General features: G+C 51.4%; 23 protein-coding genes. 14 read left to right on the top strand and 9 right to left on the bottom strand.

Annotation, left to right across the window (positions count from 1 at the left end; genetic code table 11):
* Positions 1–81 precede the first annotated feature (81 nt).
* The 10 genes from ndk (at position 82) to CSR04_RS08290 (ending at position 10,277) form a co-directional block, all read left to right on the top strand.
* Positions 82–513, top strand: a complete 432-nt coding sequence (gene ndk / locus CSR04_RS08335) for a nucleoside-diphosphate kinase (protein WP_102795809.1) — start codon at positions 82–84, stop codon at positions 511–513.
* Between the two features lie 139 nt (positions 514–652).
* Positions 653–1,774 carry a dual-specificity RNA methyltransferase RlmN gene (gene rlmN / locus CSR04_RS08330; RefSeq protein ID WP_102795808.1) on the top strand — a complete coding sequence of 374 codons (1,122 nt, stop codon included), beginning with the start codon at positions 653–655 and terminating at the stop codon, positions 1,772–1,774.
* Between the two features lie 23 nt (positions 1,775–1,797).
* Positions 1,798–2,811: a type IV pilus biogenesis/stability protein PilW gene (pilW, locus tag CSR04_RS08325; RefSeq protein ID WP_102795807.1), complete on the top strand. Its 1,014-nt coding sequence runs from the start codon at positions 1,798–1,800 to the stop codon at positions 2,809–2,811.
* A 41-nt stretch (positions 2,812–2,852) separates the two neighbouring features.
* The gene (locus tag CSR04_RS08320; protein ID WP_172449286.1) at positions 2,853–3,791 is read left to right on the top strand and encodes a RodZ domain-containing protein; all 939 of its coding nucleotides are present in this window, start codon (positions 2,853–2,855) and stop codon (positions 3,789–3,791) included.
* A gap of 32 nt (positions 3,792–3,823) precedes the next feature.
* Positions 3,824–4,939 (top strand): flavodoxin-dependent (E)-4-hydroxy-3-methylbut-2-enyl-diphosphate synthase, encoded by a 1,116-nt coding sequence (gene ispG, locus CSR04_RS08315; RefSeq protein ID WP_102795805.1) that lies wholly within the window; start codon positions 3,824–3,826, stop codon positions 4,937–4,939.
* Between the two features lie 90 nt (positions 4,940–5,029).
* Positions 5,030–6,313, top strand: a complete 1,284-nt coding sequence (gene hisS / locus CSR04_RS08310; protein ID WP_102795804.1) for a histidine--tRNA ligase — start codon at positions 5,030–5,032, stop codon at positions 6,311–6,313.
* 12 nt (positions 6,314–6,325) lie between these two features.
* Positions 6,326–6,946, top strand: coding sequence for a YfgM family protein (locus tag CSR04_RS08305; protein ID WP_102795803.1), 621 nt, complete (start codon positions 6,326–6,328; stop codon positions 6,944–6,946).
* Between the two features lie 11 nt (positions 6,947–6,957).
* Complete coding sequence (bamB, locus tag CSR04_RS08300) at positions 6,958–8,205, top strand: outer membrane protein assembly factor BamB (RefSeq protein ID WP_102795976.1); 1,248 nt, start codon at positions 6,958–6,960, stop codon at positions 8,203–8,205.
* 135 nt (positions 8,206–8,340) lie between these two features.
* Positions 8,341–9,789, top strand: a complete 1,449-nt coding sequence (gene der, locus CSR04_RS08295) for a ribosome biogenesis GTPase Der (RefSeq protein ID WP_102795802.1) — start codon at positions 8,341–8,343, stop codon at positions 9,787–9,789.
* Positions 9,789–10,277, top strand: coding sequence for a histidine phosphatase family protein (locus CSR04_RS08290; RefSeq protein ID WP_102795801.1), 489 nt, complete (start codon positions 9,789–9,791; stop codon positions 10,275–10,277). Before der ends, CSR04_RS08290 begins: the two co-directional genes overlap by 1 nt.
* A gap of 57 nt (positions 10,278–10,334) precedes the next feature.
* Here the strand turns inward: CSR04_RS08290 and xseA are convergent, their stop codons facing one another.
* Positions 10,335–11,681 carry an exodeoxyribonuclease VII large subunit gene (gene xseA, locus CSR04_RS08285; RefSeq protein ID WP_102795800.1) on the bottom strand — a complete coding sequence of 449 codons (1,347 nt, stop codon included), beginning with the start codon at positions 11,679–11,681 and terminating at the stop codon, positions 10,335–10,337.
* Between the two features lie 100 nt (positions 11,682–11,781).
* Between xseA and guaB the strand changes: the two genes are divergently transcribed.
* Positions 11,782–13,251, top strand: coding sequence for an IMP dehydrogenase (gene guaB, locus CSR04_RS08280; protein ID WP_102795799.1), 1,470 nt, complete (start codon positions 11,782–11,784; stop codon positions 13,249–13,251).
* An 88-nt stretch (positions 13,252–13,339) separates the two neighbouring features.
* The gene (gene guaA / locus CSR04_RS08275) at positions 13,340–14,917 is read left to right on the top strand and encodes a glutamine-hydrolyzing GMP synthase (protein ID WP_102795798.1); all 1,578 of its coding nucleotides are present in this window, start codon (positions 13,340–13,342) and stop codon (positions 14,915–14,917) included.
* Positions 14,918–15,340: 423 nt separating this feature from the next.
* On the opposite strand, the gene CSR04_RS08270 is transcribed toward guaA, so the two are convergent.
* The 5 genes from CSR04_RS08270 to CSR04_RS08250 form a co-directional block, all read right to left on the bottom strand.
* Positions 15,341–16,465 carry an alpha/beta hydrolase gene (locus CSR04_RS08270; RefSeq protein ID WP_216362526.1) on the bottom strand — a complete coding sequence of 375 codons (1,125 nt, stop codon included), beginning with the start codon at positions 16,463–16,465 and terminating at the stop codon, positions 15,341–15,343.
* Positions 16,462–17,709: an MFS transporter gene (locus tag CSR04_RS08265; RefSeq protein WP_216362525.1), complete on the bottom strand. Its 1,248-nt coding sequence runs from the start codon at positions 17,707–17,709 to the stop codon at positions 16,462–16,464. Before CSR04_RS08265 ends, CSR04_RS08270 begins: the two co-directional genes overlap by 4 nt.
* The gene (locus CSR04_RS08260; RefSeq protein WP_216362524.1) at positions 17,706–18,347 is read right to left on the bottom strand and encodes a carboxymuconolactone decarboxylase family protein; all 642 of its coding nucleotides are present in this window, start codon (positions 18,345–18,347) and stop codon (positions 17,706–17,708) included. The genes CSR04_RS08265 and CSR04_RS08260 overlap by 4 nt, the downstream gene beginning before the upstream one ends.
* A gap of 135 nt (positions 18,348–18,482) precedes the next feature.
* On the bottom strand, positions 18,483–18,977 hold the full coding sequence (locus tag CSR04_RS08255) for a (R)-mandelonitrile lyase (RefSeq protein WP_102795795.1): 495 nt from the start codon (positions 18,975–18,977) through the stop codon (positions 18,483–18,485).
* 29 nt (positions 18,978–19,006) lie between these two features.
* Positions 19,007–19,384 (bottom strand): cyclophilin-like fold protein, encoded by a 378-nt coding sequence (locus CSR04_RS08250; protein WP_245921463.1) that lies wholly within the window; start codon positions 19,382–19,384, stop codon positions 19,007–19,009.
* A 294-nt stretch (positions 19,385–19,678) separates the two neighbouring features.
* Between CSR04_RS08250 and CSR04_RS08240 the strand changes: the two genes are divergently transcribed.
* On the top strand, positions 19,679–20,566 hold the full coding sequence (locus CSR04_RS08240; RefSeq protein ID WP_102795793.1) for a LysR family transcriptional regulator: 888 nt from the start codon (positions 19,679–19,681) through the stop codon (positions 20,564–20,566).
* A 250-nt stretch (positions 20,567–20,816) separates the two neighbouring features.
* Here the strand turns inward: CSR04_RS08240 and CSR04_RS08235 are convergent, their stop codons facing one another.
* Complete coding sequence (locus CSR04_RS08235; RefSeq protein WP_102795792.1) at positions 20,817–21,032, bottom strand: hypothetical protein; 216 nt, start codon at positions 21,030–21,032, stop codon at positions 20,817–20,819.
* Between the two features lie 187 nt (positions 21,033–21,219).
* Between CSR04_RS08235 and tadA the strand changes: the two genes are divergently transcribed.
* A complete protein-coding gene (gene tadA, locus CSR04_RS08230) occupies positions 21,220–21,699 on the top strand; it encodes a tRNA adenosine(34) deaminase TadA (protein WP_102795973.1) in 480 nt (159 codons plus the stop codon).
* Here tadA and CSR04_RS24905 read toward each other — a convergent pair.
* Together CSR04_RS24905 and mltF are read right to left on the bottom strand one after the other, a co-directional pair.
* The gene (locus tag CSR04_RS24905; RefSeq protein ID WP_172449284.1) at positions 21,696–21,848 is read right to left on the bottom strand and encodes a hypothetical protein; all 153 of its coding nucleotides are present in this window, start codon (positions 21,846–21,848) and stop codon (positions 21,696–21,698) included. The genes tadA and CSR04_RS24905 overlap by 4 nt on opposite strands.
* Before the next feature lie 94 nt (positions 21,849–21,942).
* Entirely contained in the window at positions 21,943–23,382 is a 1,440-nt protein-coding gene (gene mltF / locus CSR04_RS08225; RefSeq protein WP_102795791.1) for a membrane-bound lytic murein transglycosylase MltF, read from the bottom strand.
* Positions 23,383–23,510 lie beyond the last annotated feature (128 nt).

Genomic DNA, 23,510 nt, shown 5'->3' with positions numbered 1-23,510 from the left:
TGGCTGAATGGTCAAGCGGTATTATTTTGCATATAATCCGCGCTCAAAATTTTATCCTCTTTAACTTTGGAGACTTTTAACATGGCTCTGGAACGTACTTTTTCCATTATTAAGCCTGATGCCGTTGCGAAAAACGTAGTTGGCGCAATCTACAACCGTTTCGAGTCTGCTGGCCTGCGTATCGTAGCGTCCAAAATGCTGCATATGAGCAAAGAGCAGGCTGAAGGTTTCTACGCTGAACACAAAGAGCGTCCTTTCTTTGGTGCTTTGGTTGCGTTCATGACGTCTGGTCCTGTCATGGTTCAGGTTCTGGAAGGTGAAGATGCTGTGCGTAAGAACCGTGAAATCATGGGTGCCACCAACCCGAAAGAAGCACTGGCCGGCACTTTGCGTGCTGACTACGCCGTGTCCATTGATGAAAATGCTGTGCACGGTTCTGATGCCCCTGAATCAGCTGCACGTGAGATTGCTTACTTCTTTGCTGACGAAGAAATCTGCCCTCGCACTCGTTAATTCATAGCGGGTGAGAAAAAGGGAGCTCAGGCTCCCTTTTTTGCCAGAAAAATCTCGATACCCAGTAATTTGGGTAGCCAGTTTTAAATTGCGTTTAAAAAATGTACAATTCCGCCCCCGAAGTTTGAGGTGACTATTCATGGCTAATGCTAAAACCAACTTGTTGGATCTGAACCGTCAGGGACTGCGCGACTTCTTTGCCAGTATTGGTGAAAAGCCTTTTCGCGCTGACCAACTGATGAAATGGATCTATCAGGCCGGTGTCGATGACTTCGAGCAGATGACCAACCTCAACAAAAGCCTGCGTGCTAAATTGGCTGAATCCTGCGTGATTGAAGCGCCGGAAATTTCCCGTCAACAGAATGCCAGTGATGGCACGATTAAGTTTGCCCTGATTTTAAAAGGGGGACAGGAAGTTGAAGCGGTGTGGATCCCGGAAACAGACCGTGCCACCTTGTGTGTGTCTTCGCAGGTAGGCTGTGCATTGGAATGTACATTTTGCTCCACGGCTCAACAAGGGTTCAACCGCAATCTGTCCGTGGCGGAAATCATTGGTCAGGTATGGCGGGTGGCGAAAACCATTGGTTTGTCCAAAGATACGGCCAAGCGCCCCATTACTAATGTGGTCATGATGGGCATGGGAGAACCACTGCTCAACCTGAAAAACGTGGTACCGGCCATGGACATCATGTTAGATGATTTTGGTTTCGGTTTGTCTAAACGTCGCGTTACCCTTAGTACATCTGGCGTGGTACCGGCTTTGGATTTGCTGGGTGATCAGATTGACGTTGCGCTTGCCGTCTCATTACATGCGCCCACAGATGAACTGCGCAATGAAATTGTGCCGATCAATAAAAAGTATCCTATTGAGGAACTGTTGGCTGGGGTGCGTCGCTATCTGGCTAAATCCAATGCCAATCAGGGCCGGGTCACTATTGAATATGTAATGCTCAATGGTATCAATGACAGCATGGATCAGGCACACCAACTGGCCAGAGTGCTGAAAGACACGCCAAGCAAAATTAACCTAATCCCCTTTAATCCGTATCCTGGGTCGCCTTACACTTGTTCGAGTAATTCCCGTATTGATCGCTTTTCCAAGGTGCTGATGGAATATGGGCTCACGGTGGTGGTTCGTAAGACCAGAGGGGATGATATTGATGCAGCATGTGGTCAATTAGTAGGCGATGTAGTAGACCGTACTAAACGTATGCTAAAAAAACAGATGAAGGGTGAGTCAATTTCAGTAAAAATGGCCTGATTCACCATAAATTTTGGGTTCAGATGCGCAAGTTACTCTTTTGCATAATATTCTTTATCAGCGCCTGTGCCAGTCAATCGCAGATTGACGGTGCGGGCCCCGCGGCCGACTTTAATGCACAAGATGCCGCCAGAACCAGGATCTCTCTGGGTCTCACCTACCTGAAAAACGGCAACTATAGTCAGGCAAAATACAATCTGGATAAAGCGCTTGAATACGCCCCCAATATGGCCGATGCCCACTACGGTCTGGCTTATTATTACCAGTTGGTAGAAGAAAACCGACATGCCGAGGATGCATATCGTCAGGCCATGAAGTTGGATAACAGTAACCCTGACATTGTTAACAGCTATGGTGCGTTTCTGTGTCAGTTGGGCCGTTACGACGATGCAAAAAAATATTTCCAGCAAGCGCTGGACAATCAGGCCTACATCCGCAGTGCTGAAACTTATGAAAATATGGCGTTGTGCGCACAGAGTCAGAATCAGTTGGACGACGCAATAGGTTATCTGCAAGGTGCACTGAATCATCAGCCTTCCAGAACAAAAAGCCTGATGCTGTTGACCGAAGTGCTGGTTCAGCAAAGTAACTGGGCAGAGGCTAAAGCAGCATTGGCGAAGCTGGAACGGTTAGGTCGGGTCTCGCCGCAGATGCTGCTGTTAGGTTATCGCATTGAAGCAGGGCAGGGAAACCTGCAAAGTGCTAAGGGATACGGTAATATGCTCAGTGAACTGTATCCTCAGCATCAGGCGACTCAGCATTATCTTGAGTTAGCGGCGAGTCAGCAGGCTGAGCAGAAAGAGCTTGTACGCCCTAAAACCTCCGATTGGCAGGTGCAGGAACCAGCTTCTGCAGAGCCGGCAGAGGACGACAACCGGTCTGAGCCTGAGTATCATGTCGTGGCTGAAGGGGAAAACCTCTACCGGATATCACTCAAGTACAATATAAAAATGAAAACCCTGATGGAATGGAACCAATTACAGGATCCATCGTCCATTTATGTTGGTAAGAAACTCAGAATAGCCCCGCCACAATGAGCAGGGATCAACATTCACTCAAACAGAGTAACAGCAGTATTATGACAGACGAACAGGTTGCCGAGCAGACACAAGCCACAGGACCGGGGACGATGCTCAAGGAGGCGCGCGTGGCCCGGGGACTGAGTATTGAAGAGGTGGCAACCAGGCTGAACCTGAAACCGGCTAATATCCAGAGCCTGGAGACAGAAGTCTTCGAACAGCGCATTTCCATTACCTTTATTCGTGGCTACTATAAAAACTACGCCAAGCTTCTGGATGTTGCTCCGCAGCAGGTGCTCGAAGCATTCGATGCATTGAATGCTGCCAAGCAGGAGCCGGCGAAACTGCAGAGTTTCTCGCGCAAAGTGGCTAAGCAAGCCAGCGATGATCGATTGATGCTGGTGTCATACGTAATCCTGGCAATTATTATTGCTATGGTAGTGGTATGGTGGTTACAGCAAAGCAACAGCAGTGAGCCCATCAGTACCAGTGCCATCGTTACCGCAGAGCCGGCAACATCACAACCTCAGCAGGAACAGTCAGCGCTGACTGCCGCGTCAGAACCCAACATTCCCGAGCAAGTGCCACAGGATGAGCCTGAACTACCAGCACAAGTTATCGAACAACCGCAACAATCGTCAGTGGATGTGCAACGTCAGGCAGAGCCTGGGGCAACAGAAGTCACTGATTCAAGCCCGGATGACACTGTAGCCGAGGATGTATTGGCAGCCGCTACCCAAGATATATTGCCGACCGAGGCAGAGCTGGTATTTCAGTTCAGTGCTGATTGCTGGGTGAATATTGTCGATGCAACCGGTGAAGCCATTGCGTATGGCGTTAAAGTGGCGGGGCGTACTATGCCCGTGTCTGGTGTGCCGCCTTTTGAGGTGACCTTGGGGGCGCCAGAAGCCGTGCAGATTAATTTCGATGGTGAAGCGGTGGATATGTCCCAGTTTCCCAAAGGGCGCTCTGCCAAATTCACATTGCCGCTGCAATAACCTATTAAGAATCTAGTTGGATTAAAGTTAACATGTTTGCCGAATCACCTATTACACGTCGTAAGTCCACCCGTATTTATGTGGGCAAGGTACCGATTGGTGACGGTGCGCCCATCGCCGTGCAGTCTATGACCAATACCCCTACAACCGATGTGGATGCGACGGTGGCGCAAATTAAGCGTATACAGGCCGTTGGTGGCGAAATCGTGCGGGTCTCTATTCCTACTATGGATGCTGCTGAAGCCTTTAAGCGTATTCGTGCTCAGGTGGATATCCCATTGGTGGCGGATATTCATTTCGATTATCGCATTGCCCTGAAGGTGGCCGAATACGGGGTGGATTGTTTGCGCATTAACCCGGGCAACATTGGCAGTGAAGAGCGCATTCGCGCGGTGGTGGATTGTGCCAGAGATAAAAATATTCCCATTCGTATTGGTGTAAATGGTGGCTCGCTGGAAAAAGACTTACAGGAAAAGTACGGTGAGCCGACCCCGGAAGCGCTGGTGGAGTCAGCCATGCGCCATGTGGATATTCTGGACAGACTCAATTTCCACCAGTTTAAGGTCAGTGTTAAAGCGTCGGACGTGTTTCTGGCTGTTGGGGCCTATCGTTTGCTGGCGCAGAAGATTGATCAGCCCCTGCATTTAGGGATTACCGAAGCGGGCGGACAGCGCGCTGGTGCAGTAAAAAGTGCGGTGGGGCTGGGCATGTTATTGGCTGAAGGTATAGGCGATACCATTCGCATTTCTTTGGCCGCTGATCCGGTGGAAGAAATCAAAGTTGGTTTTGATATTCTCAAATCTCTGCGCATTCGCTCCAGAGGTATCAATTTTATTGCCTGCCCCAGTTGCTCCCGTCAGGAGTTTGATGTGATTGGCACGGTCAATGCGCTGGAGCAACGCCTGGAGGATATACTGACGCCAATGGATGTGTCTATCATCGGCTGCGTGGTCAATGGGCCTGGTGAGGCTGAGGTGTCAGACCTGGGATTGACCGGGGCACGCAATATGAGTGGCTTTTATCTGGATGGCGTAAGGCAGAAAGAGCGACTGGCAAACGACGATCTGATTGAACAACTTGAGAAACGGATCCGCGCCAAAGCGGCCGTTTTGGACGAGAAGAACCGCATTCAGGTGAAAAATGCCTGACCTTTGCGCAGCCAGGCCCTATAATCGCCGCCTTTAGGTTAAAACCCGCGTGCATAATGGCATCGCAGTACGGAATCGAGACAGACACAGGTGAGTAAGCAAATTCAGGCCATTCGCGGAATGAATGACTGCCTGCCGGAACAATCCGGTCTATGGCAGTGGGTAGAGCAGAACATACGTGACACCGTTAAAAGTTACGGCTACCAGGAAATCCGCACCCCCATAGTGGAAAGCACCGATCTTTTTAAACGTTCTATCGGCGAAGTGACTGATATCGTAGAAAAAGAAATGTACACCTTTGAGGATCGCAACGGCGACAGCCTGACTTTGCGCCCTGAAGGAACGGCCAGTACTGTTCGAGCTGGCAATGAACACGGCCTGCTGTATAACCAACAGCAGCGCTTGTGGTACATGGGGCCGATGTTCCGCCATGAACGTCCGCAAAAGGGGCGCTATCGTCAATTTCATCAATTCGGTGTGGAAATCTTTGGTTTGCCAGGACCTGACATTGACGTGGAAGTGATTCTGCTGACTGCCAGGTTATGGCAGAAATTTGGTCTTTCCGACAAAGTGCATCTGGAAATTAATTCGCTGGGCTCCAGCGAGTCCCGGGCAGAGTATCGTGATGCACTGGTGGCTTATCTTAAGCAACACGAAGACAAGCTGGATGAAGACAGCAAACGTCGCATGTCGACCAACCCGCTACGGGTGCTGGACAGCAAAAACCCAGAAGTGCAGGCGTTATTGCCAGATGCACCGGACTTACTGGACTACATCGACGACGAGTCTCGCCAGCATTTTGGTTTATTGTGTGAACGTTTAGCCCTGGCTGGTATCCAATACCGGGTTAATTCGCGCCTGGTGCGTGGACTGGATTATTACAATCGCACCGTTTTTGAATGGGTAACCGATGCGCTCGGTGCTCAGGGCACAGTGTGTGCCGGCGGTCGCTACGATGGCCTGGTAGAGCAGTTAGGAGGCAAGACCACGCCCGCTGTGGGATTTGCCATGGGTCTTGAGCGTTTGGTTCTGCTGCTGGAATCCCTGCAGTTGGTCGAGTTGCCCGCGGAGGTAGATGTTTACCTGAGCCTGTTGGGCGATAAAGCCGAAGCTTATGGATTAACGCTGGCTGAATCACTACGCGACGCCTTGCCTGGGTTACGAGTGCAAACGCATTGTGGTGGCGGCAATCTGAAAAAGCAGATGAAGCGTGCGGATAAAAGTGGCGCTGCTATTGCCCTGGTCATTGGCGAAGAAGAGGTAAATCAGGCTGTGGTTGGGGTTAAGTACCTGCGTGAAGACAAACCACAGACACAAGTTAGTATTGAGCAGTTGCCATCGCTTCTGGGCGCGGCACTTTCACAGAATCTATAAAAGGGGAACGGGATGGAAATCTACAGTACCGAAGAACAACAAGTCGAAGCCATTAAAAAATTCTGGAAAGAAAACGGTACCGCCATCATCCTCGGTGCGGTAATCGGTTTGGGGGGCCTGTGGGGCTGGCGTTATTACAATGAGCAGCGTATTGCCGGTATGGACGAAGCGTCCAATCAATATCAGCAAGCTATGCAAGGCCTGGAAACCGATGAACAGGGATTCAGCAAGGCGCTGGAGTATGTTAAGGCCAACCCGGACAATAATTATGCGCTGCTGGCGGCGATGCAGCTTGCCCATCAGGCCGTGAGCCGTGACGACTTAAATGAAGCAGCCAAACAACTGGAGTTTGCCGCCTCTAAAGCCAAGGTGCCAGCCATTGCCGCTGTCGCTAAGTTACGTCTTGCCCGCGTGCAATTGCAGCTTGAGCAATACACCGAAGCAATGAGTGCTCTGGACGGTATTGCCGAGGATAGTTTCAAAGCCCAGGTGCAGGAGCTGAAAGGTGACATTCATCTGAAGCAGGGTAATCTTGACAAAGCCAGGGCAGCCTACAGCGCAGCCTTGGAAGTGAGCAGCAACAATTTGCTGAAGATGAAACTGGATAATCTGCCAGCCGTTGCCAGCGTATGAGGAGTATCGGGGTGAAAAAGCCAATTCAGGCGCTGTGTTTGCTTTCGGTGTTGGGACTGTCTGGGTGCTCCATAGTGCCGCAATGGATGGATCCAACAACCTGGTTCGCTGATGAGGAAGAGCTGAAAATCAAACAGCTTAAACCCATTGATGCGCAATTTGTTCCCACCACCCTGTGGCAACAAGACGTCGGTGGTGGCGTCGGCGGGCATTTTTCCCGCCTTAAACCTGCGGTTGCATACGACAAAGTTTTTGCAGCTGATCGCCATGGTGAAGTCATTGCTTTTGATCAGGTAAGCGGCAAACAGCTGTGGCAACGTGATTTTGCCCGTTTCAGTGATGACGGCTGGTTTTCCGGTATTGCCAGATTATGGCGCTCTGGTGAAGCGGCGCGAATCGCTGGTGGCATGGCTGCATCTTACGAGAAGGTATACTTTGGCACCGAAAACGGCGATGTGATCGCGCTGGATATCAATACCGGTGAAACCCTTTGGCAGGCTAAGGTTAAGGGTGAAGTGCTGGCCAAGCCTGCAGTGGCGGATGGCCTGGTAATCGTCAATACCGGCGCTGGCATTATGTTTGCGCTGGATGCAGAGTCCGGTGAACAGCAATGGCTATATGAATCGGAAGTACCGCCGCTGTCGTTACGCGGTATTTCAGCTCCCACTGCGTCAGCGGGCGGAGCCATGGTCGGTACGGCTTCGGGTAAGCTGGCCGTGGTGATTATGGAAAATGGTCAGATTGCCTGGGAACAAGCCATTACTGCACCAACCGGTGCCACAGAGCTGGATCGCTTAGTTGACATTGATATCGAGCCGCTGATTTTGGGTGGGGTTATCTATGTGGTGTCTTTCGATGGTACCTTGGCCGCTGTAGAGCTGCGTAGTGGACGGGTGATCTGGAAGCGTGATTATCGGTCTTACCGTCGTATTACCATGGACGCCAACAACCTGTATGTGGTGGACGCAGACAGTGTGGTTTACGGTCTGGACCGCCGCAACGGCGTAGAGTTGTGGAGCCAGAACAGCTTGAGAGGTCGCCTGCTGACGGCGGCAGAGCCTGTGGGCGATTACCTGGTTGCCGGTGATAAGTATGGCTTCCTGCATTGGTTTAATCAGTCTGATGGCAAGCTGGTCGCGCGTTTGGATGTGGGTGGTGACGACGAAGACGAAGGTATTTTTGCCGCCCCTGTGGTGGATGGAAAAGTACTCTATACTCTGACTCGCGACGGCCAGTTACGGGCAGTGCAAACACCCTAAAGCATCTGGCCTGAAACCTGATAGAATAGCGGCCCGATTAAGGGCCGTTTTTGTGTTTAATGATCTTTTGCGCCGCAATAGCGGCTCGTATCGCCATATACCGCCGGGCGGTTTGGCAAGTAGGAAATCATCTTTATGTTACCTGTTGTAGCTTTGGTGGGACGACCCAATGTCGGTAAGTCCACCCTGTTTAACCGATTAACCCGCAGCCGGGACGCCCTGGTGGCGGACTTCCCCGGACTGACCCGTGACCGTAAATACGGCCAGGCTAAGTGCGAGGGGCTGCAGTTTATTGTGGTAGATACCGGCGGGATCAGTGGCGATGAGCAAGGGATTGATGCAGAAATGGCGCAACAATCGCTGCTGGCAATTGAAGAAGCCGATGTGGTGATGTTTCTGCTCGATGCCCGGGCTGGTTTGACGGTGGCCGATGAAGCTATTGCCCGTCATCTGCGCATGCAGAATAAGCCAGTGCACCTTGTTGCCAATAAAGTGGACGGCATTGATGGTGATAGTGAAGTGGCGGAGTTTTATCGTCTGGCACTGGGTGATGTGCATCAGATTGCCGCGGCTCACGGCCGTGGCGTCGGGCAATTGTTGGATAATTTGGTCAAACCCTTATCCGAACAGTTTCCTGATATGCTGATAGAAGAGCCAGATGTGGCCCAGGAAGAGCTGGATGCCGAAGCACAACTTGAGAAACTGCAGAGCCTGCCAATTAAACTGGCCATTGTCGGGAAACCCAATGTGGGTAAATCGACACTGACCAACCGTATTCTGGGTGAAGAGCGGGTGGTGGTGTTCGATCAGCCCGGTACCACCAGAGACAGCATCTTTATTCCTATGCAGCGTGACGAGCGAGACTATGTGTTGATAGACACAGCCGGCGTGCGCAGGCGTAAAAAAGTCTCAGACATGGTGGAAAAGTTCTCCATCGTTAAAACGCTGCAAGCCATTGAAGAAGCCAACGTGGTACTGATGGTGATTGACGCCAGAGAAGGGATCACTGATCAGGATCTCAGCCTGCTGGGTTTTGTGCTTAATTCAGGTCGATCCTTGGTGCTGGCCGTGAATAAATGGGACGGCCTGGATGTGTCGGTAAAAGATGATATCAAGCGGGAGTTGGACAGACGTTTGGGCTTCATTGATTTTGCTCGTCTGCATTTTATCTCGGCGTTGCACGGCTCCGGGGTGGGCAACCTGTTTGAGTCGGTACAGGAAGCCTATGATTCTGCCACCCGCAGAATTAACACCTCTATTTTGACCCGCATTATGGAAATGGCCCAGGCTGACCATCAACCGCCGTTGATTCGCGGTCGTCGGGTAAAAATGAAATACGCCCATGCTGGGGGATATAATCCACCGGTGATCGTTATCCACGGTAATCAGGTGCAGGATTTGCCCGATGCCTATAAGCGGTATCTGATGAACTATTTCAGAAAGTCTCTGAAGGTGATGGGCACGCCGATTCGCATTGAGTTTCGTGAAGGGGCTAATCCCTTTGAAGGTAAGAAAAATCAATTGACCCTGGCTCAGGAGCGCAAACGCAAACGCCTGATGACTTTTCATAAGAAGAAGTCGTGATGCGCCTGGTCTTATTGCTATTGGTCGGCCTGTTACAGGTTGATGTTGCCCTGGCGAATGACTTCACTGTGTATTTAATTCGCCACGGCGAAAAACAACTGGAGCAGGGTAAGGATCCGGCACTGACTGTCGACGGGTTACAGCGTGCTGACAACCTGGCACAAATGCTGTCTGCGGTACCACTGACCGCTATCTATAGTACCGATTACCGTCGCACCCAGCAAACCGTTGCTGCCCTTGCCGGGCAAAAGGGAATCGAGGTGCAAAGCTACCCGCCGGGCCAGTTGGCGACATTGGCTGCCACCCTGAAACAACACAGACAGAACGCACTGGTAGTGGGGCACAGTAACACCACACCTGAGTTACTGGCACTGCTGGGTGGAGGTGACGTGCAGATGGATGAGTCCAATTACGGCGATCTTTACCAACTGGTTTTTGTTGATGACAAGGTGTTGGTGACTCACCTTAGAGTACCGTTACAACCATAGCCACTAACGCGATTCAGACGGAGCGTATTACTGTGCTTCAGGCCTGGATAACACAGATCAGTGGCTTTTGGACTCCAGACCTTTGACCTCGCTGATAATAGTACCATCAGCCAGTTTAGTGGTTAACTGATCGCCTTGTTTAATGTCGCCAAGGGTTTTAATTACCTTATCGCCTATGAGGCTGATACTGTAACCCCGTGCGAGCGTGGCAAGGGGGCTCACCGTATCCAGTAAGTGGCCGTTTGCGGCCAGACGCTGACCCTTGCTTATCAGTAACTGTTGCATATTGCGGATCAGACTTTGCTGCAGATAATGCAGTTGCTGTGTTTGTCCGGTAAGCTGCTGAGCGGGTGAGTAATGCATCAGACGACTTTCCAGTGTTTGCAATCTTTCCTGTGTTTTAGATAAGTGACGTTGTAAAAAGAAGGTCAGGGTATCCGCCAGTCTGTCCAGTTGTTGTGCTTGCTGGTGCAAACGGGCTTGCGGATGATGGCGGACCAGGCGGCTTTCCAGCAATTGCTGGCTGTAGGCTTTGGTCTCCATTAAGGCCGTCAGACGCTGGCGTAAACGAATGGCCAACTGGTTAACGCGATGTTGTAGCTCGTCTTTGTCCTGACTGACCAGCTCAGCTGCCGCGGAAGGGGTAGGGGCACGCAGATCGGCAACAAAATCGGCAATACTGACATCAACCTCATGGCCCACGGCACTGATAACCGGCAATCTGGAGGCATAAATACAGCGGGCCAGGCGCTCGTCGTTAAAACACCACAGGTCTTCCAACGAGCCACCACCGCGACCGACAATTAGTATGTCCACCTCACTGCGCAGATTAGCAAGCTCGATTGCGCGGATTAACTGCATTGGCGCTGCTTCACCTTGCACCTGACTGGGGTAAAGAACGACTTCAATGGCCGGGTTACGTCTTTTCAGCACCGTGAGTATGTCGTGCATGGCTGCGCCGGTTGGCGAGGTGATCACACCGACTTTAAGAATCGGCTGGGGCAGGGGGCGTTTATGACTCTGATCGAACAACCCTTCAGTCAACAGCTTGCGTTTAAGCTGTTCAAATTGCTGCTTCAGTAAGCCCTCGCCCTCTGGCTCCATATGCTCGACAATTAACTGATAATCGCCACGGGGTTCATACAGACTGATACTGGCACGCACCAGCACCCTATCGCCTTCCCGTGGGCGCATGCTGACACGCCGATTGGCGTTTTTAAACATGGCAGCACGTACCTGAGCACGTTCATCTTTAAGGGTGAAATACCAGTGCCCTGAGCTGGCCGCAACAAAATTGGATATCTCTGCCCGCACCCAGACAATCCCAATCTCACTTTCCAGTACTTGACGGGCAAAACGGTTCAGGTGGCTGACGGTGTAGATTTGTTGAGTACTTGATGACATAAAAAAACTTATCCGGCGGCAAGAAAACAAGTTTACCCTAAAGGGCAAAACAGCTACAATTGCGCCGCAACTAAATCCTCATTCTAAAGGTGTTGTTGCGATGCTCAGAATCGAAAAAGAAGCCCTGACTTTCGATGATGTTTTGTTAGTCCCAGGTCATTCTACCGTCCTTCCTCATACTGCCAGTTTAAAGACCCGCTTAACCCGTGGTGTTGAACTGAATATCCCGATGATTTCTGCCGCAATGGACACCGTCAGTGAGGCTCGTTTAGCTATTGCTTTGGCCCAGGAAGGCGGCATCGGCTTTATTCACAAGAATATGACCGCTGAAGATCAGGCCAGTCATGTGCGCCAGGTGAAAAAATACGAAAGTGGCGTGGTGTCTGATCCGATGACGGTGACACCGGATGCCACCATAGGGGAAATCAATGCGCTGAGCAAGCAGCATGGCTATTCAGGTTTCCCGGTTGTTGACAGAGACAATAATCTGGTCGGCATAGTGACAGGCCGCGACCTGCGTTTCGAGAACAATCTTAGCCTGCCGATTGCCAATGTCATGACCCCCAAAGAACGTCTGGTGACGGTTAAAGAAGGCGCAAGCTCCGAAGAAGTGCTGGGCTTGATGCATGAACATCGCATTGAGAAAATTCTGGTGGTGGACAACGCCTTTAAACTTAAGGGCCTGATTACCGTAAAAGATTTCCAGAAAGCCGAAAGTAAGCCAAATGCCTGTAAAGATGCCCTTGGGCGGTTGCGCGTTGGGGCTGCCGTCAGCGTGGGTGCCGGCACCGATGAGCGCATCAAGTTGTTGGTAGAGGCCGGTGTTGATGTATTGCTGATTGATACCTCTCACGGTCATTCCCAAGGGGTAATTGATCGGGTTAAGAAAGTGCGCGCCGATTATCCTGAACTGCAAATTATTGCTGGTAATGTGGCGACGGCAGAAGGTGCCAAAGCCCTGGCCGAAGCCGGTGTGGATGCGGTAAAAGTAGGGATTGGCCCTGGTTCTATCTGTACTACCCGTATCGTAACCGGCTGTGGTGTACCGCAAATAACCGCCGTTTCAGATGCGGTCGAAGGGTTAAAAGGCACGGATATCCCTGTGATCGCCGACGGCGGTATTCGCTTTTCCGGTGATATCGCCAAAGCCCTGGCGGCCGGTGCCAGTTGTGTGATGGTAGGCAGTATGTTGGCCGGTACGGAAGAAGCACCGGGTGAAGTGGAACTGTATCAGGGCCGCTACTACAAGTCCTATCGCGGTATGGGTTCACTGGGGGCGATGAATCAAAGCCATGGTTCCTCTGACCGTTATTTCCAGGACAGCAAAAACGCTGAGAAGCTGGTACCTGAAGGTATCGAAGGTCGTGTGGCTTATAAAGGCCCGATTGCCACTATCGTTCACCAGCAGATGGGTGGACTGCGCAGCGCCATGGGCCTGACCGGCTGTGCCACCATTGACGAGCTGCGTACCAAAGCCAAATTTGTGCGTGTGACGTCGGCAGGCATGGGCGAGTCGCATGTGCACGATGTGACTATTACCAAAGAAGCACCTAACTACCGCTTAGGCTAATTCACAGACAGATTAAACGGGGGAGCAGGGCAGCTCCCCTTGATTCTTCAGCGCGGCCTGGCCGCAGACACACTCAAATGGGAAATCCATGACTGTAAATATTCATGACCATCGCATATTGATCCTGGACTTTGGTTCTCAGTACACCCAGCTTATTGCCCGTCGTATCCGTGAAATCGGCGTATATTGTGAACTGTGGGCGTGGGATGTCACAGAAGCGCAAATCCGTGAATTCAATCCACAGGGGATTATCCTTTCTGGTGGCCCGGAGTCGGTGACCGAAGCGGGCTCACCGCGTGCGCCTGACTATGTATTTAATGCCGGGGTACCGGTATTTGGTATATGTTATGGTATGCAGACCATGGCCGAACAACTGGGCGGTAAAGTACAGGGCTCCAATATTCGTGAGTTCGGCTATGCCCAGGTAGAAGTGCTCAAGCCTTCACCCTTGTTGGACAAAATTGAGGACCATATCAGCACTGGCGGCAATGCTCTGCTGGATGTTTGGATGAGCCACGGTGACAAAGTTAGCGCCATACCCGACGGTTTCACTACCCTGGCGAGTACCGAAAGCTGCCCCTTTGCAGCCATGGCCAACGAGGAAAAGCGTTTCTATGGCGTGCAGTTCCACCCTGAAGTCACCCACACCCGTCAGGGCCAGCGTTTGCTGGAGCATTTTGTGCTGGATATCTGTGGCTGTGAGAAACTCTGGACACCTGCCTCTATTATCGAAGATGCGGTTGAGCGCATTCGTGCTCAGGTTGGAGATGACGAAGTGATCCTTGGCCTGTCCGGCGGTGTGGACTCATCTGTTACCGCCATGCTGCTGCATCGCGCCATTGGTAAAAATCTAACCTGCGTATTTGTCGATAATGGCTTGCTGCGTTTAAACGAAGGCCAGCAGGTGATGGATATGTTTGGCGATCATTTTGGCCTGAACATCGTCAAGGTGGATGCCGAACAACGTTTCCTTGGTGAGCTTGCCGGAGTAGAAGATCCAGAAGCCAAACGCAAAGTGATTGGGCGTGTGTTTGTGGAAGTGTTTGACGAGCAAGCCTCCAAACGCGCCAACGCCAAATGGCTGGCGCAGGGCACGATTTACCCGGATGTGATCGAATCGGCAGGCTCTGCCACAGGTAAAGCGCATGTGATCAAGTCTCACCATAATGTCGGCGGTTTACCCGACGATATGGAACTGGGACTGGTGGAACCATTGCGTGAACTGTTTAAAGACGAAGTGCGCAAGGTCGGCCTGGAGCTTGGCTTGCCTTACGATATGCTGTATCGCCACCCCTTCCCTGGACCAGGCTTAGGTGTACGTGTACTGGGCGAAGTGAAAAAGGAATATTGCGATCTGCTGCGCCGCGCAGACGCCATCTTTATCGAAGAGCTGCATAAAGCTGATTTATACAACAAAGTCAGTCAGGCCTTTACCGTATTCCTGCCGGTGCGCTCGGTTGGGGTCATGGGCGATGCACGTAAATACGACTGGGTAGTCTCGCTGCGTGCGGTCGAAACCATCGACTTTATGACCGCCCACTGGGCGCATCTGCCGTATGATTTCCTCGGTAAGGTGTCTAACCGTATTATCAATGAAATCGATGGGATTTCCCGTGTGGTTTATGATATCTCCGGTAAGCCACCAGCCACTATTGAGTGGGAATGATTTCACTCGTTACTAGCTTAAGCGCAGCCTATTAGAGTAAGAAAGCCCATATTTTTATGGGCTTTTTCGTTTTTTGTCTGGCTGGTTTTAGCAATTGATAGCCGCGTGAAGCACCGCTTGAGCGTGGTCCAAGGCGGTATTATCGAAACATGATGCGGTGAGTGACAGCCGATGCCAAGCATCACAACTTCAAGTCGAGGGATAACCTCTGCGAAGTTACCAGCCTGGCAGTGACGTGCGACGGCTCTTCTGCTTACAGGCAAAGCGGGTTAATGCGGGCACGTCCGGTAAACCATTCTGCCGGTGCATCTGCAAAAGGGCGGGAACCGTTGTTGTGATGAATCATGGTCGTTCTCCTTACTAAGCGTCATTGAAACATTGCAGTCAGTGAAGGCCATGCATCGTCGTTGCCTGTCGGCAGAATCAAGCCAGGTTCTTACGGAAAAAGTCCGTTAACTTATCGAAAGGAATTTTGTCTGCCTGGTCATAAAGGTCCACATGGTTAGCATCTGGAATGATGATCAGCTCTTTCGGTTCTGCCGCCGCCTCATAGGCGGATTCGCTGAAGTAGCGCGAATGCGCTTTTTCGCCATGGATCAACAACGTCGGACGCGGTGAAATTTCATCGATGTACGACAGCAACGGCATGTTCATGAATGACAGCGGATTGGTCACCGTCCATGAGGCGTTGGAGTTGATAGCCCGTGGATGGAAGCCACGTTCCTTTGATTTGTAATAGCCCGCATACTCCACCACAAACTGCGGTTCGCCACCTGCCAGTTCCAGAGAGACCGGGCCGACTGCCGGTTTTCCGTTTTCGGCATCGGCCCAGCGCTGCTGGCTCAGCATTTCCAGCGCCGCTGTGCGATCTTCCTTGCTCATGCTGTCATTGTAACCTTTAGACATCACCCGGCTCATGTCATACATGGTGCTGGTCGCCACGGCCTTGATGCGCTTGTCTACGGCGGCCGCATTCAATGCCATGCCACCCCAACCGCAAATGCCGATGATGCCTATATGCTCACGGTCCACATGTGCTTGCAGGCCGAGAAAGTCCACTGCGGCGCTGAAGTCTTCGGTGTTGATATCCGGCGACGCCACATGACGGGGCTCGCCACCGCTTTCTCCTGTGTAGGACGGATCAAACGCCAGGGTAATAAAGCCCTGTTCGGCTAGCGTCTGTGCATACAGGCCGGAAGACTGTTCTTTGATGGCGCCAAAGGGACCACTCACGGCAATGGCCGACAGCTTACCGCTGATACCCTTGGGTGCGTAAAGATCCCCAGCCAGGGTGATGCCGTAACGATTAGTAAACGTCACCTTGCGGTGATCCACCTTGTCGCTCTTGGCGAAAGTTTTGTCCCACTCATCGGTGAGCGATAAGGCGGTGTTGGCTGATACGGTTGAACTAATGGTTCCAATGGTCATAGTGGCAATTCCTACTCCAGTCATTTTCATGAGATTACGACGACCGGTATCCGGTACGTCCTGTTCCAATATTTCTTGTTGTCTCTTCATAATGTCTTTCTCCATTTCTAGTGCGTTCATTTTTTCTCGGCGTGTGCGGTCATGAGTACTAACGTCGCCGATACCAGCAACAGACAAGCACTGGCGGCAAAGGTGTTTTGATAACCTGACGCATCAAATAACACTCCGCCCAGGGTAGACCCCAGCGCAATGGCCAGCTGAATTACTGCTACCATTAAGCCGCCAGCAGCTTCCGCTTCCTTTGGCAAAGTGCGCGGTATCCACGCCCACCAGCCAACCGGCGCGGCGGTGGCAACTAGCCCCCACAGACCCAGCAGCGCCATTACAGCGGCAATCCAACCACCAAAAAACATCAGCGCCACGGCGATAACCGACATCAGTAGCGGAATGGTGAACAGGGTCTGGTAGAACCCACGTGCCAGTGCGCTGTTGATCAGTAGTGTGCCGAAAAAGCCTGCCACACCAGTCAGCAGCAGAATCAGTGAAAGGGTTGACACCTCAACTTGGGTAACGGATTCCAGAAACGGGCGCACATAGGTGTACAGAGTGAATTGCCCCATGAATAAGGCTGCTATTGCCAACATGCCGGACAGCACCGCTGGCCTGCGTAAGGGGGCAAACACCTTGAATACAAGGGCAAACCCACCACCATGATTATCTGCAGACGATTCTACCGGCAGCGATGGCAAGCTGATCCATTGCCAGACAAGGGTGAGCATCGCCACTGGCACCAGGCAAAAAAATGCGCCACGCCAGCCGATTATGGAACCCATATACGCGCCCAGCGGCGCAGCCAACACCATGGCTAGCGCATTTCCGGCATTGAAAATCGCCAGTGCTTTGGGCACCTTTGTTGGCGGCACCAGACGCATGGCCACAGCGGCAGGCAGCGACCAGAAACCACCAATTACCATTCCGATCAGCCCACGGCCAATCATGTAGGTCAGGTAATCCTGCGCCAACGCCACTACGGCAGCGGAAAAACCCATCATCACCGTCAGCCCAAGCAGCAAAGTCTTGCGATTCATACCTCCGGCCAGCACCGAGATAAACAGGCTGGTCAGTACCGCAAAGACCCCGGATATGGCAATGCCTTGCCCCGCCATGCCTTCTGTTACGTTCAAGGCACTCGCGATGGGAGGCAGCAAGCTGACCGGCATGAACTCCGACGCAATCAGTGTGAAGACACACAAGGTCATGGCAAAGACTCCGCTCCAGTGGGCCTGCTCGCCTAAGGGGGGGCGGCTGGCAGCTTGAGCTGATGGCGTGGTCTCGTTACCTTCATTTATGACGATGTCATTCATGGATTCAGATACTGTGTCAGTGCTGAGAGAGTGCGTGCGGCGGCCTCTGGACCGATCTGTTCTGCTAATACCGTTGCCAACTGTTGCAGTTGCGGTGCGCTGAGGCCTGTGTTCATGGCAATTCCCACGTGCGCCTGCAATTGCGGTTCGGTACCAGCCAGGACCGATAACATGGCTAGGGTGGCGATCTCCCGGTCCTGCCAGCTCAGGTTGTCGCGGGCAAAAATGTCGCCAAACAAATGGGTCTTCAGGAATTCATCTACAGCCGGGGAAAAATCAAACAGGGGGCCTTTTACCGGACCGCCGGCCAGTTCAGTCTGGTTGGCTGTGCCTTGTTCCAGTAGGGCGTCGCCTTGCGGGATTGGCGTCCGTGGTATGTCACCTTGAGCATCCTCGATACTTTGTTCGCGGCGCTCCGCCAGTACACCCATGAAGGTACCCAGTGCATTGAGACTGCGAGGAAAACCCGCGTAGGCATACAACTGCACCAGTACCTCCTTGCCGTCGTTCACTGTCATGCCAGCATCCAGTGCTTGGTTGAGCGCGCCTTTCAATTTTGCCAGGTCACCCGCTGCGGCCGATGCTGCAACAGGGATGATTGCCTGTTGCCGTTGACTAAGTGTCTGTTCTTGATTCATGTTGATTTCCTCTTGCGTATCTGAGAGTTGTTCCCAGGCTTGGGGTAACGAGATGCAGATACCGAGTATCAACAGTCGGGAGGCAATACGTGCTGTCTTCATTTTCGCAACCTGTCGTTCAAGAGTGTTGAGGGATTAGTGGCTGTGATACTGCTCGTCGCTCACTTTCTCCATCCAGATTACGTTGTTGCCTTTACCATCCAATCCGGTCACCACCAGGTGGGTCATTGCCGTTTTCTCGGCACCGCCGTGCCAGTGTTTAACGCCAGGTGGGCACCAAACCACGTCACCGGTTTTTATTTGCTGGATGGGTTTACCCCATTCTTGGGTCAGGCCCACCCCCTGAGTCACGATAATGTGCTGACCTCTGGGGTGGGTATGCCAGGCCGAGCGTGCGCCTGGCTCAAAGGTGACATAAGCGCCCGATGCATTGATGGCATCGGTGCCGGGGAATAGGGGGTCGATACGTGCGGCACCGGTAAAGAGCTTTTCTGGACCAGCCATAGATACTTGGGAACCAGCCAGGGTAATTGCCTGTGCTGGGGAAGGCTTCTCTTCGCCTGCAAATGCCGAGACTGCAACATAGACTGTCACTGTACATAGCAGTGTTCTCAGAACGGGTACGCTCATTATGTTCTCCTTATTATCCGTCCATAGCACTATTGGTTACCGATGCTTGATTCATCCGCAACTATCTCAATGGTGGCACTCATTGCGCCGCGAAAATTCAGGTTTTCTGTGCCTTCGATGATTCGCCCGAGGTTTACCAAGCCGCGTGAGTAACCAAAGTCCCGATAAAAAATCGCGAGGTTTCCCCAAGGCGCATAATAGGTAATGTCGCCTACGCGGGGTTCATAGCCGTCAGGTGCCCCTTGTGTTGATAGTTTTTGGGGCAAATCCGCGACTTTTTCCGTCGAGGCATAATCTTTCAGCTCCAGGGTCATGGGGAGTTGTGCAATAAAATCCCGGCTGGCAGCGGTGTTTTTGAGTGTGGCGGTCATCGTGTTGTGACCAAGCAAAATTTGAAGTGTATACACTTTGATTAACTCTTCTTCCTGGCTGGATTTTCAGCGCTAGAGACCGTGGCAGTGCCAGTAGCGCTGTTCTCAAACAACTTATGTATGGTCAAACAATAAGCCTGGGAAGCACTATCAACAACCAGTCTGAATTCATTGCACACATGAGCCAGTTTAATAGATGGAGGAAAGTAATCGGGTGTAAGATAAAGTTGTATGTTGATTTATCTAATGTATTCATCAATCTAGTGGGTGACGGTATGCTACATTCTTGGTCTTCCCAGTATCTAAACACAAAGGGGAGGTTGACTGAGTATGCGTGAAGAATTGAGCGATCTAGCCCTATTTATGACTGTCGCTGAGGAAAGAAGCTTTACTCAGGCGGCGACACAGTTGGGTTTGTCGCAATCTGCTGTCAGTCATGCCATACGTCGGCTGGAGACAAGTGTGGGCATAAAATTGCTCAACCGCACATCGCGGCGCGTATCCACTACCGATGCGGGGGAAAAATTGCTGGCCGCTTTACGCCCAGGTTTGGGGATGATAAACGCACGAATTGAAGAGTTACGATTATTAGGAGATACGCCGCGAGGTTTGGTCAGGATTGCGACGAGTAAGCCCGCGCTGCGTACCATCCTCTGGCCAAAACTTTCCCGGATTATTAGCGACTATCCGGAAATCCAGATCGAGCTGAACGTAGAGAGTCGACTCACTGATCTGGCGGAGGAACGATTTGATGCCGGCGTGAGACTCAGGGAATTCGTCAGCCCAGACATGATCGCAGTCAAAATTGGCCCGCCCATTCGCCTCGCTGCTGTGGCAACTCCCGGTTATTTTCAGCAACACGGTGTTCCTGAACATCCCGATGATCTGGATAATCACGCCTGTTTGGCATTGCGTTTCCATGCTCATGCCTCGATTTATGATTGGGAGTTTGAGAAAGATGGCGAAGAACTCGTCAAAAAAATCTCCGGCCCCTTTATTTTCAGTGAAAGTGATATTGCGATTGAAGCAGCTAAAGCTGGCCACGGCATTGCCTTTGTCACTGAGCCTGAAGTAATCGGAAGCATCGAAAACGGCTCATTGCGACGGGTGTTATCCGATTGGTGTCCTCCTTTTGATGGCTACTATCTCTGCTATTCGGGCCGACGGAACCTTAGCTCCGCCTTTAGATTAGTGATTGATCGACTTCGATACGCATAGTCTTGGTCAACTTGCTAACAAAAAGATCAGCACTTGGAGGCTGCTCTGAACACTACTGACCTAGATGGTAGCCGCTGGATATGAGGAAATTCTTATTATGGTATTGCTCATGGTTCCTGTGGTGATGTATTTTTCAAAATATTGATATTAAAGGCTTTTGTCTGCTTGCTCATGATGGGGTGGAATGAACGACGCTGAGCTTGTATTGATTTGAAAAGGCGCAAAAGCGCCTTTTCTATGCATTCGGTATTTATCTCAGATTGTCGAACTGACGCTTTAAATCGTAGTTTTCATCAGTGACAATTTTTTCCAATGTCTGAACTCTTTCCCGTAAAGTAGTGACTTCCTGCTTAAGATTGTTTAATTCATTCTCGTTAAGCTTCGGGGCCTTTTTATGTCTGGAATTCACCAGTTCAACCAATGCCCAGCAAACGATGGCGACAATGGCCACAGCAGTCAAATTCATAGTTAATCCTTACACTTGTTTGGGAAATATCCTAACTTGTTTTGCAAATAGTTAGCCAATCAAAAATGCTTTATAATTCATGTGATTAAAAAATAGTGCTGGATTTAATAGAAATAAAAGTGGCCGTTCAAACCAATTGATAGCCAGATTCACCAACCTGACGGATGTTTTTATAGTGACTGATGAGATGTGGATGTCCAGGGCCCTGGAACTGGCCAAGCAAGCCTGGCAGGAGAACGAGATCCCGGTCGGTGCCATTTTGGTCAGAAATGATCAGATAGTGGGGCAGGGCTGGAATCGGCCGATTGGCAGCCACGACCCTTCTGCTCATGCGGAAATGCTGGCGGTGCGCCAGGCCGGGCAAGCCATTGGTAATTACCGACTGTTGGATACCACCTTGTATGTGACGCTGGAACCTTGCCCAATGTGTGCCGGATTACTGGTGCACAGCCGTATTCAGCGCCTGGTGTTTGGTGCCGCCGACTTAAAAACCGGTGCTTGTGGTTCGGTGATGGATCTAGTGCGCCACCCGGGCTTGAATCATCAGCTTGAGGTGACCGGCGGCGTACTGGCCGAACCTTGTGGTGCGCTATTGTCTGATTTTTTTAAGTGGCGTCGTGCGCAGAAAAAGGCGGAAAAACGGCAAAAATCGACTGGGGAAGACTAGCAGGCTTGCGCCATATCCACTGGCATATCAGCGGATTGAAAGGTCTGGCGGCGCAGCTGCACTTTCTTTAATACTTTCTTCAACACCTGGCGGCGGCGCTGACCTGAGCTCACCGGCTTTCTGGCTTTAAATACACTTCTTTTACGCATAATACCTCCATATCACTTCTTCATCTTACTGTCGCATACCTATATGACAGCTTTGTTAAAGCGTAGACAGCATATGATGGCGATTAATTCCAAATCAATCGGTAGATTGTAACTTTTCTTCGATGGATTCAGATTCCGGCAGGCTTTGCGGTTGTTGTTTTTCGCGCTGTTCTTCCAGCCACACCAGCGTATCGTAGTAACGGCGAATGTTAGAAACGTAGGTCACAGCTTCGTCACCTCGGGCATAGCCATAGCGGGTGGTTTTATAGTGTTTTTTCTGGCGTAGCAGTGGCAGGCGTAGTTTCACATCCACCCACAGATCCGGATTGGCGCCCTGACGCTCGGTGAGGATTCTGGCGTCTTCAAGGTGGCCCATACCAACGTTATAAGCAGCCAAGGCAAACCAGATGCGATCCGGGTGGCGAATACGATCCGGAATACGCCGGATAAGTTCCTGCAAATATTGGGAGCCACCACGAATACTCTGCTCTGCATCCAGCCTGGATGTTACGCCAAGATCTTTGGCGGTAGGCAGGGTCAGCATCATCATACCGCGCACTCCGGTTGGCGACTTGGCCCTGGGATCCCAATGGCTTTCCTGATAGCTCATGGCGGCCAGCAATTGCCAGTCCAGACTGCCTGCATGTTCTTCAAACCACTTTCTGTACTTGGGTAGCACATTATCTACAGCCTGAATAAACAGGCGGGTATCCACATAATTAAATTGCCGTACATGGCCGAAATATTTATCTTCCAGTGCCGCCAATCGGCCGGATTGCTGCAAATTACCAAAATAGTCCAGCATGGCGGAAAACAGTGAGTCGTCCTGCTTCTTACTCATGGCCCAGGCTACCCGCTGTGGTTCTTGCAGGGTAAAGCCAATAGCCAACTCTGGATGACGACGGCGCATCAGTGCCAGGATATTCGAATCGGTGACCGTGTAGTCATATTGCCCGGCGATAACCGCTTCCATCAACTCTTCAGAGTCCATATCGCTGCTTTCCTGCCAGGTCAAAGCAGGATATTGCTGTTTTAGGCTGTTTAACGTGTCTGTGTGACTGCTGTCTGCCACCACAACCAGGCTTCCGCTGAGATCGCTGACGTCCCGCGGACGCTGCTGGCCTTGCTTAAACACCAGCTTCTGACTGACTTGCTGATAGGGTGGGCCGAAGCGAAAATGCTCGACGCGTTGCCTGGTGACGGTCAATTCCGCCGCCAGTAAATCCAGATTCTGTTGCTCAAGGTGATAAAAAGACTGACTCAGGCTGTAGTAGGGAAAAATTTCCAGTTTCACCCCCAGATAGTCTGCAAAACCCTTGGCCAATTCGTATTCAAAACCTTCTGGGCCGCCCGGACCTGTATAGTAGGTGGTGAGTCCATACAATGTGCCTACTTTCAGCACCCCACGTTCCAGCACCAGACCCAAACTGCTTTGTGATGGCGCGCGGTCGCAAGAAAGCAGCAACAAAGCACCTAATACTAAAGTCAGGTGTTTGAGTTGACTGATTATTTTGCTTCTTTTTGCGACTGCCATGGACTACAGATAGAAAACACATAAGCCGCCATTGTGACCAAAAAGTGCATTGGGTGCCAGCCTTTAAGCGCAACTAACCATGTAGCCAAGCCCGAATAATGTAAGGGATTTTTGCGTCTATGCCGGTG

The sequence above is a fragment of the Bowmanella denitrificans genome (assembly GCF_002887595.1).
Classification (GTDB): Bacteria; Pseudomonadota; Gammaproteobacteria; order Enterobacterales; family Alteromonadaceae; genus Bowmanella; species Bowmanella denitrificans.
This window is presented reverse-complemented; position numbering and strand designations above follow the sequence as displayed.

Bases quoted from the DNA above. Each gene is read 5' to 3' on its own strand.
- CSR04_RS08305 (WP_102795803.1), top strand. From the start codon at position 6,326: ATGGAAATCTACAGTACCGAAGAACAACAAGTCGAAGCCATTAAAAAA.
- guaA (WP_102795798.1), top strand. From the start codon at position 13,340: ATGACTGTAAATATTCATGACCATCGCATATTGATCCTGGACTTTGGT.
- CSR04_RS08270 (WP_216362526.1), bottom strand. From the start codon at position 16,465: ATGAACGCACTAGAAATGGAGAAAGACATTATGAAGAGACAACAAGAA.
- mltF (WP_102795791.1), bottom strand. From the start codon at position 23,382: ATGGCAGTCGCAAAAAGAAGCAAAATAATCAGTCAACTCAAACACCTG.
- CSR04_RS08235 (WP_102795792.1), bottom strand. From the start codon at position 21,032: ATGAATTTGACTGCTGTGGCCATTGTCGCCATCGTTTGCTGGGCATTG.
- CSR04_RS08265 (WP_216362525.1), bottom strand. From the start codon at position 17,709: ATGAATGACATCGTCATAAATGAAGGTAACGAGACCACGCCATCAGCT.
- guaB (WP_102795799.1), top strand. From the start codon at position 11,782: ATGCTCAGAATCGAAAAAGAAGCCCTGACTTTCGATGATGTTTTGTTA.
- CSR04_RS08255 (WP_102795795.1), bottom strand. From the start codon at position 18,977: ATGAGCGTACCCGTTCTGAGAACACTGCTATGTACAGTGACAGTCTAT.
- pilW (WP_102795807.1), top strand. From the start codon at position 1,798: ATGCGCAAGTTACTCTTTTGCATAATATTCTTTATCAGCGCCTGTGCC.
- CSR04_RS08260 (WP_216362524.1), bottom strand. From the start codon at position 18,347: ATGAATCAAGAACAGACACTTAGTCAACGGCAACAGGCAATCATCCCT.
- der (WP_102795802.1), top strand. From the start codon at position 8,341: ATGTTACCTGTTGTAGCTTTGGTGGGACGACCCAATGTCGGTAAGTCC.
- rlmN (WP_102795808.1), top strand. From the start codon at position 653: ATGGCTAATGCTAAAACCAACTTGTTGGATCTGAACCGTCAGGGACTG.
- xseA (WP_102795800.1), bottom strand. From the start codon at position 11,681: ATGTCATCAAGTACTCAACAAATCTACACCGTCAGCCACCTGAACCGT.
- CSR04_RS24905 (WP_172449284.1), bottom strand. From the start codon at position 21,848: ATGCGTAAAAGAAGTGTATTTAAAGCCAGAAAGCCGGTGAGCTCAGGT.
- tadA (WP_102795973.1), top strand. From the start codon at position 21,220: ATGTGGATGTCCAGGGCCCTGGAACTGGCCAAGCAAGCCTGGCAGGAG.
- CSR04_RS08320 (WP_172449286.1), top strand. From the start codon at position 2,853: ATGACAGACGAACAGGTTGCCGAGCAGACACAAGCCACAGGACCGGGG.
- CSR04_RS08290 (WP_102795801.1), top strand. From the start codon at position 9,789: ATGCGCCTGGTCTTATTGCTATTGGTCGGCCTGTTACAGGTTGATGTT.
- CSR04_RS08240 (WP_102795793.1), top strand. From the start codon at position 19,679: ATGCGTGAAGAATTGAGCGATCTAGCCCTATTTATGACTGTCGCTGAG.
- ndk (WP_102795809.1), top strand. From the start codon at position 82: ATGGCTCTGGAACGTACTTTTTCCATTATTAAGCCTGATGCCGTTGCG.
- ispG (WP_102795805.1), top strand. From the start codon at position 3,824: ATGTTTGCCGAATCACCTATTACACGTCGTAAGTCCACCCGTATTTAT.